We start from the raw sequence: 12712 nt of genomic DNA, 5'->3' as shown, positions 1-12712 counted from the left end.
CATTCAAATGAGTGAACTTGATAAGCAGACGTTGATGTCTGACGGTGTAGAACCACAGACTCAGGAAAAGCAACCAGGAGTAGAAAGCGAAATGACACCGGAGCCCGTCTATGAGCTCGAAAGTCATGTTGGGTCCGGCAAGCTGAAAGATAAAGTCGCATTGATTACAGGCGGAGATAGTGGTATTGGTAGAGCGGTCGCAATTGGTTATGCGAAAGAGGGCGCCCATGTTGCAATCGCCTATCTTGATGAACATGAAGACGCTGAGAAGACTAAAGAGCGCATCGAGCAAGAAGGTGTTACATGCACACTACATGCCGGTGACATTGCTGATGAATCATTCTGTTTCAATGTTGTAGAAGAAGTCGTCGAAAAGCACGGCAAGCTTAATATCCTAGTCAACAATGCCGCCCGTCAAGAAGTAAGAGAGAGCGTCGTCGACATCAGTGCAGAACAGTTGAAACGTACATTTGACGTCAACTTCTTCGCGATGGTGCATTTCACAAAAGCAGCGATTCCGCATATGCAGTCAGGCGACACTCTGATTTATACGTCTTCCATCAATGCGTATGTCGGTAATCCATCACTGATAGATTACACATCTACTAAAGGTGCCATAGTCGCATTTGTGCGTTCAGTAGCATTGGAACTTGCAAGCAAAGGCATCCGTGTAAATGGCGTAGCACCAGGTCCAATCTGGACGCCACTGATTCCAGCGACGCTGCCTGAAGATATGCAGGAGTCCTTCGGTGTATCCTCGCCACTCGGACGTCCGGGTCAGCCAGCAGATCACGTTGAACCATACGTCTTGTTGGCGTCTGAAGGATCTGCCTATATGACTGGGCAGTTCATCCACATTAACGGTGGCATGTACACATCCTCATAATCAGTATAAGTAATATAAGTACACCTGCATAAAAGTGGAGCAATCACTTTTATGCAGGTTTTATCATTTTTTTGGAGGAGATCCATATGGAGCAATCAGAGTATAAATCTATAAATTTTAGAGACGAAGCAGAACTTAAGGCACAGATATTCAAGATTCTCAATTTCTATTATCCCGCTTGCATAGACCACGATAAGGGAGGATACATCAACGGATTCCTAAATGACGGTTCAATTAACGATACGTCGACGAAACATCTGGTGGCGACAAATCGCTATATTTATATTTTCAGTGTTGGGGCCATGCTCGGCGGACCTGAGTGGTGCCTTGAATCAGCAAGACACGGCATACGTTTTCTAAAGGAACACCATCAGGATCACATAAATAACGGCTACTTCTTTGAACTCAATGGAGCCGAAGTAGAGAATGATTCAAAGATGGCTTACGGGCATGCATTTACGCTGCTTGCTTCAGCCATTGCGTATGAAGCGGGCATCGAAGAAGCAAAAGAAGTTTTGGATGATGTATATGAAGTACTGGAGACACATTTCTGGGATCCGGACCATGCGCTCTACAAAGATGAGTGGGATGCAGAATGGACATCACTGTCCGCATACCGTGGACAAAATCCGAATATGCATTTGTGCGAAGCAATGTTGACAGCGTATGAAGCCACTGGCGAAGAGAAATACCTGGATCGGGCGCATACTCTAGCGAAGTCTGTAACGCAGAAGTTGGCGGGACGTTCCGGTGGTATGGTTTGGGAGAACTACACACCAGACTGGCAGCCGGACTACGAGTTCAACAAAGGCAATACAAAGGCTGAATTCCGTCCGTATGGCTTTGTACCTGGACATCAGCTCGAGTGGAGCAAACTTCTGATGTGGCTCGATCGCCATCGATCGGAAGAGTGGATGCTCGAGACATCTGAAGATCTCTTCCGTAAGGGATGGGAGCTGGGGCACGATTCCGAATATGGCGGCATTTTGTTTGCGCTCTCTCCACAAAAGGAAGTCATCAATAACGATAAGAACTACTGGGTGGTGGCAGAAGCCATATCCGCAGCTTCTCTCCTGGCTGCAAAGACAGATAACGGTTTTTACTGGGATACCTACGATCAGCTTTGCCAGTATGCTGCAGAACACCTGATGGATCATAAGAATGGTGGTTGGTATGAGCTGCTGAACAGAGAGAATAAACCTTATAGTGATGTGAAAACCTCGCCGCCTAAAACAGACTACCATCCAGTGGCTGCTTATTATCAGACGATATTGGCATTCAGCTAAAACTCAGAATATATCTTTAATCAAACAAAATGCCCTCTAAAGTAGACACTTAAAAAGTGGAAACTTTGAGGGCGTTTTTTAGACATATGGGTTAGATGTCATTCCAATGTTTTCGTTTAATTGAAATTCCGTATCTACTGTACGGAATGAAGTTTTGGAGATTTTTAGGTGCGGATTTCTAGCTAATCTTATTTCATTCAATGATCCGGTTATTTCATCTTCTCTTTAAAAGCAGATGGTTCACAACTATCTTCCGTCAGTAGAATTATAAAATGTCGGGTTATCAGGGAGTTCAACAGGTGTTTCTTTTGCTGTCCCTAATTCTTCCTCTTCAGGCACATCGGCAGCGCCTGCTGTTCCAATTTCTCTATCTTCATCCCATATACCTCGAGGGTCCATTAAAGTAATATACTGCCATGCGGTGGAGGCTACGGCAGGCCATACATGTAGTTTATAAGGGAGAGGGGCATAACCTTGATTGGTATAGGCCAAGCCGCCTTCCGGGTCCGCATTCTGCATGGCGAACATTGAATTTACTAGATGACTCGTATCCTTCCCTTGTCGCATGAATAGGTTGATGACGCCCCAGGTGCCTTCTGTCCAGACGACATCCGGAGCACCGGGATACCCTGCACCATAAGGCTTATAGCCGAAAAGTGGAGCAGAAGTCTGATAAGACATATTATATGAATTCGCATCTCCACTGAGTCGCATGGATGCATTGTTGACTTCAAACCGATCGAGATAAGCTGTAGCTGTTTCGGATAGATCAAATCGTCCTATCGCTTCAAGGAATATTGCGCCCCACGAATTGGTGTCCAGTGCAGCGGATGGATCACCGATTCCCTGATTAAATCGCTCTTCATCGTGGTTCCAATGATGAATCAATAAAGCATTTTGTATTTCATTTGCCGTGTTCATATAGTTTTCATTTCCAGTAAGATAACCAAGATTTCTGAAAAAGAAGTAGGCATCGATGTTGTGCTCGGTGGAATACCACCCAACGTCTGGGCCGCCCCTGATGCTTCCTGTTGTGGGATCCTGCTGCTTCAGCAAGTAATCGGCAATACGAGTCGCCAGTCCCCTGTAAGAAGCATCTCCGAAAGTCTCTTCGTATTTAACAACAGCGTCTCCGACCCATGCGATTGAACCACTTCTTTTTGTCGTATCCGACGGGCCGGAGTAGATATCATAGGAAAAGGCGAGAGAGCCATCTGGATTCTGCAACTGTGTGAGTGAAGAGAGTATGCCAGATGCTCTGCCATAGTCTCCTGACATGGAAAAGGCCATGACCGCCAAAGCATCATCGTAGATCCAGCTTCTGCTGTCTATGCCCGCTGTATTGTCGGGGTCATCCAACGGCACGTGATAGGAGCGGATCAATTGGTATTTAGGCAGTGCCGTTGTTCCGAATACTTTTTCATCTGCAACCCGAACAACTCTCGCAATCTTTTCACCTGCATTGACACCATAGAAAACACCATTTTCCCAGTTATTCGATAGCGTTTCGGTTGAGAAGTTCCCGTTCATCTCAATTGGAACTTTTGCCTGAATGTATGGCATATCCGATACTGAGTAGATCCATACTTCATATTCATTGATGATTTGTTCCTTAGGATTTGAATTTGCGTATGCGATGATATTGTCTTCAGAGTCAACAAGCACAATAGTAGGCTTACCATTGATTCTCAACTTTCCTGTGTTCCAAGTGCCATCGCTCTTCAGTCCGACTCTGGCGATCTCATAATCTATATCCGTCTTATCGTAGACGATGACCGAATAGTTTTCTGGTAACTCGACATTCGCCCAAACACCACTTATTTTCCCTTTATAGCCAGTACTGTAGTTCTGATTAGTCCGTATGAGCGGGACATCCTCTGACATATAATTAGGCAAAGAAGATAGATCAACAGTGCCTGTAACGTGTCCCGTGTAATCGTAACTATAATTTTGCGCAAGTGACAACTGTACCGGATAAGAGGGGGGATCGGTTTGTTTCTGAAGCCAATTGAGGGATTTATAAACATTGCCTTCATTGGCAGAAGCTACAGGTACTGTATAAACAGGCAACAAAGACATAAGCAAGGTGACAATTGGAATTGCAATGATAAATCGCTTATTAATTTTTACTTTCAAGTCGTGTACTCCTCATTTAAGTTTTGACCTCTTAAATTATATACATTTTACATGAAAAAGCATTAAGTTAGTAGATTTATTTTATTGATTCTCCCAAAATATTTAATTATCGGCATTAAAGCTATCACTCTATTAGTATATAGTCTTTGAAATAATCGCTTCTGCCGTAAGGTATTACACTTCTAATAGTTCGAGCGTTACTATAACTACTGCACTCATTATTGGAGTAGATACGTTTATAGTACAAAACATTAAGAATAGTAGGTTACAAAAACGAGAAAGAGAGGAGCGGAATGCTCCTCTCTTTCTCGCTTTCATAACGCAATTGTATGTTCTAATTTATTTAGGTAAGCCTTTGACTTTTTTGGTTTCTTATTAAATCCGTACAATGTGTCAAACAGTAGTACAAAAACCCCCGCTAATTTTACTAACAATATACATAGATAATTATACGTGTTTTTATACTTAAAAACTATATAAAAGTTACTAAAAAATTGCTGCCTGAAATAGTTCAATAAACGGTTGTTTATTGAACTGTTTAAAATATATAGTTCGTAAGTCAATAGAGTGTACGTATATATGTAACTGTTGCGAGTACTTTAGAAAGTTCATAGGAGAAAAAAATCAAAATTATATATTAATATATGCGCACAATGGCCGATATCATTGAATGATACAATTTAGTAAGGTGTTAAGTAACATCATTCTATATGAATTGGAGGCAGAAAATGCATGTTTAAGAAGCAGTCCTTTCAAAATTTCTTTTTATCTAATCTATTTACCCAACTAGCGTCTACACTTTTGGAAGTAGTTGTGATGGTCAAAGTGTATCAGATGACAAACTCAGTGTTTGCCACGTCTATGATTGTTGGTTTAATGGCGATCAGTTCTTTCTTTAGTGGCATGATAGTCACAAAATTTATACATAAGTTTCAATTGAAAAGTATTTTAATCATAAGTTCATTTCTAAGAATATTCGTAATTATAGGTATATATATATTTCTGTCTTTAAATCTCGAAAACGCGTTATATATCGTGTTGCTACTTCTAGTATTTCAGTCATTTTTAGGGGCATGGTCTACACCTGCCAGACAATCGTTAATACCTGCTTTATTCGAGAGATATCAGCTACGTGAAGTGAACACATTTGTTTCTACAACTAATGAAATCGTCCGACTGGTAGGCTGGTCAATTGGAGGTATTCTATCTTATTATCTAAATTTTACTATTCTTGTTGTAATGATTAGTGTCTTATTGTTATTGTCTATTCTTTTCATTTCATTGATTCAGTACAACCAATATATTGAAAGCAGAAAAAAGAAGATTAAAGGATTTCGTAATTTATTTGAAAATAAAGTCGTCTTTTATATCACTTTGGTAGATATGATGGAAAGTGTAGCAAATACGATTTGGACATCTGCTCTACTATTGTCATTTTCTATATACGTTTTAAATTCTGGAGAGATTATATGGGGATACATTAATGCTACCTATTTCTTAGGCTCCATCATTGGGAGTGTTTTTTTGATCACCATATTTAAGAACAAAGATTTTGAACTGTTTAGATTAATCATCATATGCGGATTTGCCATGGGAATGCTCACTTTGACAATGACACTTTCATCAAGTATTCCAGTTGTTTTAATTGCTACTTTCCTGATGGGTCCTATTTATCAAATCAGAAGTATCTATCAAACAACGGCTCTACAAATTTACACATCTGATGAAAATAGAACTAATATTTTTTCAGCAAGATCAGCCATATTAACACCCTGGCATGGAGTTGCCGTCATGGGAATGGGTTTAATGGCTGATTGGGTGGGGATCACCAGCGTCTATTTATTGAGCTCCATATTATATACAATCTCATCGTGTCTAGTTATGTTTTTGTATAAATCAAAATATTAAGTATATATTGAAATTTCAGTTAATTAATACTATAATTGGGTTATATTAGTAAAAGAGAGGTGACATACTTATGCATAAAGTTAAACAAGCAAGACTAAATGTAGTTTACGTCGAAGGCATGGCAACAAAATGGGGCGGAGATGATGATCCGATTCAACCATAAACAATTGACTATGTAGAAGAGTATTAATTATAAAAGCAATATTAAAATGACCTTCATTTTAATATTGCTTTTATTGTGAAAAGGGGGAATTATTATGATAGAAAATAGTTTTGTTGATAGTGATTTTAGGCAACAATATTTAAAAGACATAGAATACATAAATTATGTCGGTTCTTTGGCTTCTTCAATGAAATGGGATAAGAAAAATATAAATATTAATCACTCATTTATAGAGTCGCATATATCTAAATTTAAAGAGCTTAACATAAAAGAAAGTATAGAGTATATGTTTGACTCTTTTTGTTTTCACCCCATTCCTTTTTTTAGAAAATATGCTATAGACCTAGTTAATCATTTTTCGGGATTATCTGTCGCTAATGATGCAATCTTAATATTAATACACGATACAGATGATATTGTATTTAACAGAGCGATTAAAACTGCCGGTGAGAGACGTATCGAGAACTCATTACATCATCTAATGCCTTTAATTGGCCCATTAAGTAATTATCTAGAGACAGGGATTAAGACACCAGTAGGTGTTCCTCACGCTTTAGTTGCGGAGGCAATGATAAAAATATACGGAACAGAGAACATTAGTAGCATAAAAGAAAAAGGAAAAAAACTTTTTAATGATGGTGCTATCAATCCTCAAAGTAACATTACTAAGAAAGAGACGCCAGAAAATATAAATGGTATGATTAAAATTTCTAAAGGTCACTTTATTTCAGGGATAAATGAAGAGAATTTGAAAAACCATAGACTAAGTTATAGAACCTCAATACCAACAGAAGAGCCTTTCTTAGATACATATTTCATTGATGAATTCCCAGTAACTAACAGAGAGTACGATAAATTTGTGGAGGATATAGGAGATAATGATGAGTATTTCAAACATCCAGATCAAAAAGATGGAAAAACACATGTCAGAAATACCATCAACGATGAAAGATTTGAAGATGATCATCCAGTAACTGGAATTGATTGGTACGATGCATACGCATATGCCAAATGGTGTGGAAAAGAATTACCTACAGAGCTTCAGTGGGAAAAAGCAGCTAGAGGACCAGAAGGAAACATATTTCCTTGGGGAAACGAATTTAATTCAGAATTCGTTAACTGTTATGGTGAAAAAGAAATTGACTTAAATGAATGGCGACAAGAACTTTGCAAAACATGTAACTTCTATCCTTCAACGACAACATATCCGATAAATTATATAAAAGAAAATGAAAGCTATTACGGTGTAAAAGATATGGTCGGTAACAATTGGGAGTATACAAGTACAAATTTTTATTCCAAACAACCGATGATGCCGAATTTTAAAGATCTCGATCCCACGCAATTCATTGAAGATGAAGAAGGTTATCCAGTATTAAAAGGGGGCGCATGGAGCTCAATCCCTGATTTGGTTAGCTGTTGGTATCGTGGAAAAGATCTATTAACTGACAGACATTTTGAAATAGGTTTTCGTTGTGTGAAAAATCTATACTAAAAAAAAACGATTCCTTCAGCTCTTTCATCCCTACTTAATTATTGACATGAATAGGTTGGGAAGTAATAGATATAAGCATCAAGGGTACAACTGAAGTTATGCGCACAGTAAACAAACAATACTAGAAAAGAGATGCTCAAATAAGATAGTCTGCCATAAGGTATGACTATCTTTATTTTATATCTTATAAATGCTAAAAATATAGATAAATCTACTATTAATTTATATCCAATAGATAAATTTTTTTATATTGAGTAGACTCTAAATAGACAATACTAAAACATTGATTTCATTGGTTTCGCTTTAAGGGATGACTTGCATAAATTTTAAATTCTATTTTGCATATGATTTAAGAAAAACCAGCAACCTTATTCTAGAAGTTACTGGTTTCAAAATTTAATAATTTATTTATTAGCAACTACCGATCAGTGAGAATATGTAAACTAATTTTTAAATATTTCCTATAACTCTATTTTTGCATAGTCTTTTTAAATTATAGATATTACGATTTTACCGGAAAACTTCCATTGTAGCGTAGCGATTCTCTTAAAACTGCTCGCTATCAGATTCGAAACTAGATGTCTGGAAAGAAAACTCTTGTAGGTTACCTTACGTCACCACTTATGCTGGTATGAGTAAGTTAAAAACCTGGAGGGATACATTTGATAAAAGGCAATTTCAATCAAAACGAAATGTGGAAGTGGCGAGATTTAATTTATATGCTGCTTCTTATATTGGTCCTGGTTCCGATTTTCATTGAAACTGTACTATTTAATTATCTATTGAACGTTTTTCAAAATGAGTTATATGCCGGCACATTGAATGGCTTAATCATGGCTATCATTTTTACAACGGCGCTCTATTTTATCGTTTTAAAACCTAAGGACCAGTCCTGGAAAACTGTCGGACTAAAAACATTTCCATTAAAGCAATGGAAACTCATTGTTGTATGGACGTTTACTCTAATTGTTGTAAGCATCGCATTGGTAACTGTCATGTCTTTTGTAGGGATTGGAACAGCAAACAGTAAAACAGAAAGTCTTCAATCACAAATGACTTTTTTGAACTTTACAATAGGTTTTATTTCGGCCGCTATTATTTCTCCAATCTATGAAGAGATTTTTTATCGTGGCTTTCTTTACCGATTTTTCAATAGCCGCTATGGTATTTTGAGCGGCATGATGATCAGTTCTACCATTTTTACGATCGTACATATTCCTACGTTTAATACTTTACCAGTAAACTTCGTGTCAGGTCTCGTTTTCTCATGGGTCTACCAAAAAACAGGATCGATAATTCCAAGTATACTAATTCATGGAATATTTAACGGCATTGCAGTCATTCTAGTTGCGATAGCATAATCACCATCTCGTCATACTGACGAACTGAGCACATTAGTAAGGGGAGATTTCTTTTTGAGCACCTATTTCTAAAAATTCGATAATAGCTGGGGAGATTGGGTAAAGACCTAGTTCCTCGGAAGCCTTAGGAGATCTACGGACTTTCCAAAAAGTCTCGATCAATTCTGGATCGTCGCCAAACGTTTCTTCTGATAAGATATCAACATCTTCAATAATAAGTTGCCCTTCCGAGGAGGTGGGAGAAACTTCCTTCTCGAGACAAAGCTCAATCCTCTTGATAATATTAATCCACTTCTTAGTTGCCTTATCGCTATTTTCAAGTTTAGGCAATCGACTTTTCAGATAGGATTGCTGTTCCACAGAGAAGTATCGGTTCCAATCTTTTTCCTTCTCTGCATTCGCTACCAAGGATATTAAATCTTCCCAGTGAAGGGTTCGTTTTAAGTCCAGTAGATTCAACAGCGATTGAGTATGCTTCAAAGAAATTGTCAGATGTTCGACTTCTTCTGTCAACAAAGACTGATGGGCATACAGAATATCTGACATTGACTGCTCTGCTAAGATACTCCGACTGTCCTCAAGAGATAGGTTCAATGATTTGAGTAGAATAATCTTTTGCAACCTCAGGATATCCTCTTTGGAATAATATCGTTTGCCGCCGGTCGTTTTCTTTGAAGGGCACACTAACCCAATTTGATCGTAATAACGAATTGTACGCACCGAGACATTCAGGATTTTGGATAACTGGCCTGTTGACAAGTAACTTGCAATTTCTTCATTTTCCACTTCTAATTTACACCCCAAATTTATAATTTTAATAAGCTACGATATATAAATCTAACTTATCAGGTCACTTGACTAATTGGTACATATATTTGTTTAGATTCATCGTTCTGAACTACACCGTTTTCAATCATATGCAATTAAATTAGCCTCTAGAAAAAGCGACTTCAACAAGGCTCGTGGTGATCTCTTCTATTTTGTTTTTGGGGTAAAAAACATTGCTGAGGACAACGACTGTAATTTCAGCATCCATGTATCTTAAAAAGTTCGCGCTAAACCCATGGATTGCCCCACCATGGTGCAAAACTCGCTGACCTTTATCTTTTTTGATCATCCATCCCAGCCCGTGCTCTCCTAAAGCAGGCTGCTGCATTTTTTTAATGCTATCCTGACTTAATAACTGGTTTCTATTGAAAGCCTGACTAAACAGATAAAGATCTTCTGTTGTCGAGTATAAGGAAGCAGCCCCGTATGGATTAGACATGTGGATAGACGGGGCATTGATCAACTCAGTTCCTTTAATACTATAACCGGATGCCCGATGTTTAATGATCCTCTCCTGCTTATCAAAACCAGAGTTTTGCATATTAATGGGGTTGAAGATGTTCTCTTGTAAATATTGTTCGTAAACTTGCCCTGTAATGCGTTCAAGAATGTAACTCAGCAAAATATAGCCGGAATTGGAATATTTATATCCTTGACCAGGTGAAAAATCAAACGGCACATGCTTAAAACGGTCAATTGTTTTTAAGATTGGTGAGTATTTTATTACCCATTCTAGAAAATCGGGTAATTCTGTAAGATTGGCTACTCCAGAAGTATGACTCAGTAAGTGGGAGACTTTAATCTGATTGCCGCTTGGATAATCTGAAATATACCGATCTATCGTGGAATTCAAATCGAGCTGTTGGTTTTCCACCAGTTGCATGATGGCTGTAGCTGTAAAAAGCTTTGTAATTGATCCAATACGATATTTCGTTTTGGAGGAATTAGGTGTATCTAGCTCATAGTTCGACATGCCAAAGCTTTCCTCAAAAATAATGTCGTCTTTCTGAGCGAGGAGTATTGAACCGGAAAAGTCATAGTTTCTCATTAAAAAGTTTAATTCACTTATAATTCTTTTATCAGGATTCTTCATTAATAAGACCCCTCTCTAACATGATGTAGTTCAATTACTAAACTCCATTATCGGATAAATTTATTTTACACTAAAAAGTATAAGTTTTTTGGAATCATTCCTCTTCTGAATTACTCTTTATTAAAACAGTTATAAAAGTACAATTACTCAAGCACAAATAAGAGCAGAAGCTCCGTAAGCTTCTGCTCTTCCGATAATCCATTGATATGTAAACTGGTTTTTAAATTTTTTTAGGTCTGATGACTTCCAATAAATAAGATAGAATATTAAAGATCGATTAGTATTCTATCTTTCTTCAACAATATAATTAACAATATGTGGAGTTAGGCATATCCACATGTGAAATAATTTTGATAATGCCCGAGAAATTACTGATCCAATCAATACTTTTATTACTCTATTGGTTTTATTAATTCAATTTCATCTCGGATGGGGATCCCATCATTGCCAACCAGAGGTATTTCTGGTTTAAATTTTCGTGCGTTTTCGACTGCATTTCTTATGACTTTGGACAATTGAAAATTTCTCTTTTGATAAAATTTCAAGGCCAATAGGTTATCATTTGTAGTTACAAGTTTAATTAGATTACATTGTTTCGTTAACGCAAGTTTTTCTACTTCGTTAACAAGAAGACTTCCTATGCCTTTTCCTTCCTCGTTACTATCTAATGAAATTATTTCGCACTCATTATCTTCAATTACATAAGTAATCAAGCCAATAATACTGTTTTCATTATTTAAAACGGCAAAACCATCTAAGGTGCTGCAGTCATAAATACCGCTAGATAAGACCATTTCTGCGCTTCCCCAATGCTTCGTAAAAAAATCTTTAATTTTGTCTTTTTCTAAACTTCCAATGGCGTAGATTTCCATCATAATATGTTTTCCCTCACTTAACGATTATCGTATAGCATCTACACAAATATAGCATGTACTCCCTTACCTTAAAACTAACACTTGCTACTCTTTAAAGTTTAGTCATTCTTGATTTTCCAAACCGTTCGTAAAAGTACACTTTTATGGACGACTTAAAACCACTGATATCAAACAAATAAAACGTTCGTAAATATTTTAAAATACTTTACGAACGTTCAAATATTTATATGTGCTTTTACGGACGGTTTTTATTCATAGCTAGAAAAATAATCTTCTCATCAACTAATATGCAGAAGTTTTTTCTTTCCTAGGTTTATATTCGAAGTACTGCAATACATTCTTATTCATGCTAGGGGATAAAATGATGGAAAGAAGAAGTTGCATCGCTCCAACAATTATGAAATATACTTTATTCAGTCTGCGCTTAAAAGAACGCAATATAAATTACTATGTAGCACCTCAGAGGGTTAGGAGATAAGTAGTTCGTTTTACCTACGCTAACGGCACGAAATGTAAGCGCTGAAGAACTGAATAGTTGGATCAAGCATTTTAAACAACCATTGCAATGATTGGTGCGGTAATTAGAAGTAATATTAAAAAGTTGGAAATGATTTGTAATTAAATCGAAATTATCATCCCTCACATTTTCACTTTGTTCTTGTTGTAAATAAACACTATTCC

The 12712-nt window shown here is 37.3% G+C and carries 9 protein-coding genes; 5 read left to right on the top strand and 4 right to left on the bottom strand.

Features of this window, described 5'->3' with window-relative positions:
- The first annotated feature begins 7 nt into the window (after nt 1–7).
- Nucleotides 8–886 carry an SDR family oxidoreductase gene (locus ACFOJ8_RS07320; RefSeq protein ID WP_380654630.1) on the top strand — a complete coding sequence of 293 codons (879 nt, stop codon included), beginning with the start codon at nt 8–10 and terminating at the stop codon, nt 884–886.
- A gap of 86 nt (nt 887–972) precedes the next feature.
- Nucleotides 973–2172 carry an AGE family epimerase/isomerase gene (locus tag ACFOJ8_RS07315; RefSeq protein ID WP_380654628.1) on the top strand — a complete coding sequence of 400 codons (1200 nt, stop codon included), beginning with the start codon at nt 973–975 and terminating at the stop codon, nt 2170–2172.
- A 246-nt stretch (nt 2173–2418) separates the two neighbouring features.
- On the opposite strand, the gene ACFOJ8_RS07310 is transcribed toward ACFOJ8_RS07315, so the two are convergent.
- Entirely contained in the window at nt 2419–4308 is a 1890-nt protein-coding gene (locus ACFOJ8_RS07310) for a hypothetical protein (RefSeq protein WP_380654626.1), read from the bottom strand.
- 732 nt (nt 4309–5040) lie between these two features.
- On the opposite strand from ACFOJ8_RS07310, the gene ACFOJ8_RS07305 reads away from it, so the two are divergent.
- The 3 genes from ACFOJ8_RS07305 to ACFOJ8_RS07295 all read left to right on the top strand — a co-directional run bounded on the left by ACFOJ8_RS07305 (nt 5041) and on the right by ACFOJ8_RS07295 (nt 9235).
- Nucleotides 5041–6216 (top strand): MFS transporter, encoded by a 1176-nt coding sequence (locus ACFOJ8_RS07305; protein ID WP_380654623.1) that lies wholly within the window; start codon nt 5041–5043, stop codon nt 6214–6216.
- Between the two features lie 257 nt (nt 6217–6473).
- A complete protein-coding gene (locus tag ACFOJ8_RS07300) occupies nt 6474–7874 on the top strand; it encodes a formylglycine-generating enzyme family protein (protein WP_380654620.1) in 1401 nt (466 codons plus the stop codon).
- Between the two features lie 692 nt (nt 7875–8566).
- Complete coding sequence (locus ACFOJ8_RS07295; RefSeq protein ID WP_380657066.1) at nt 8567–9235, top strand: CPBP family intramembrane glutamic endopeptidase; 669 nt, start codon at nt 8567–8569, stop codon at nt 9233–9235.
- A gap of 33 nt (nt 9236–9268) precedes the next feature.
- Here ACFOJ8_RS07295 and ACFOJ8_RS07290 read toward each other — a convergent pair whose 3' ends face one another.
- The 3 genes from ACFOJ8_RS07290 to ACFOJ8_RS07280 all read right to left on the bottom strand — a co-directional run bounded on the left by ACFOJ8_RS07290 (nt 9269) and on the right by ACFOJ8_RS07280 (nt 12028).
- Nucleotides 9269–10021, bottom strand: coding sequence for a MerR family transcriptional regulator (locus ACFOJ8_RS07290; protein WP_380654618.1), 753 nt, complete (start codon nt 10019–10021; stop codon nt 9269–9271).
- Nucleotides 10022–10163: 142 nt separating this feature from the next.
- Nucleotides 10164–11156, bottom strand: coding sequence for a serine hydrolase domain-containing protein (locus ACFOJ8_RS07285; RefSeq protein WP_380654615.1), 993 nt, complete (start codon nt 11154–11156; stop codon nt 10164–10166).
- A 392-nt stretch (nt 11157–11548) separates the two neighbouring features.
- Nucleotides 11549–12028 carry a GNAT family N-acetyltransferase gene (locus tag ACFOJ8_RS07280; RefSeq protein ID WP_380657063.1) on the bottom strand — a complete coding sequence of 160 codons (480 nt, stop codon included), beginning with the start codon at nt 12026–12028 and terminating at the stop codon, nt 11549–11551.
- Nucleotides 12029–12712: the final 684 nt, after the last annotated feature.

The sequence above is a fragment of the Salinicoccus sesuvii genome (genome assembly GCF_042648145.1).
GTDB lineage: Bacteria > Bacillota > Bacilli > Staphylococcales > Salinicoccaceae > Salinicoccus > Salinicoccus sesuvii.
This window is presented reverse-complemented; position numbering and strand designations above follow the sequence as displayed.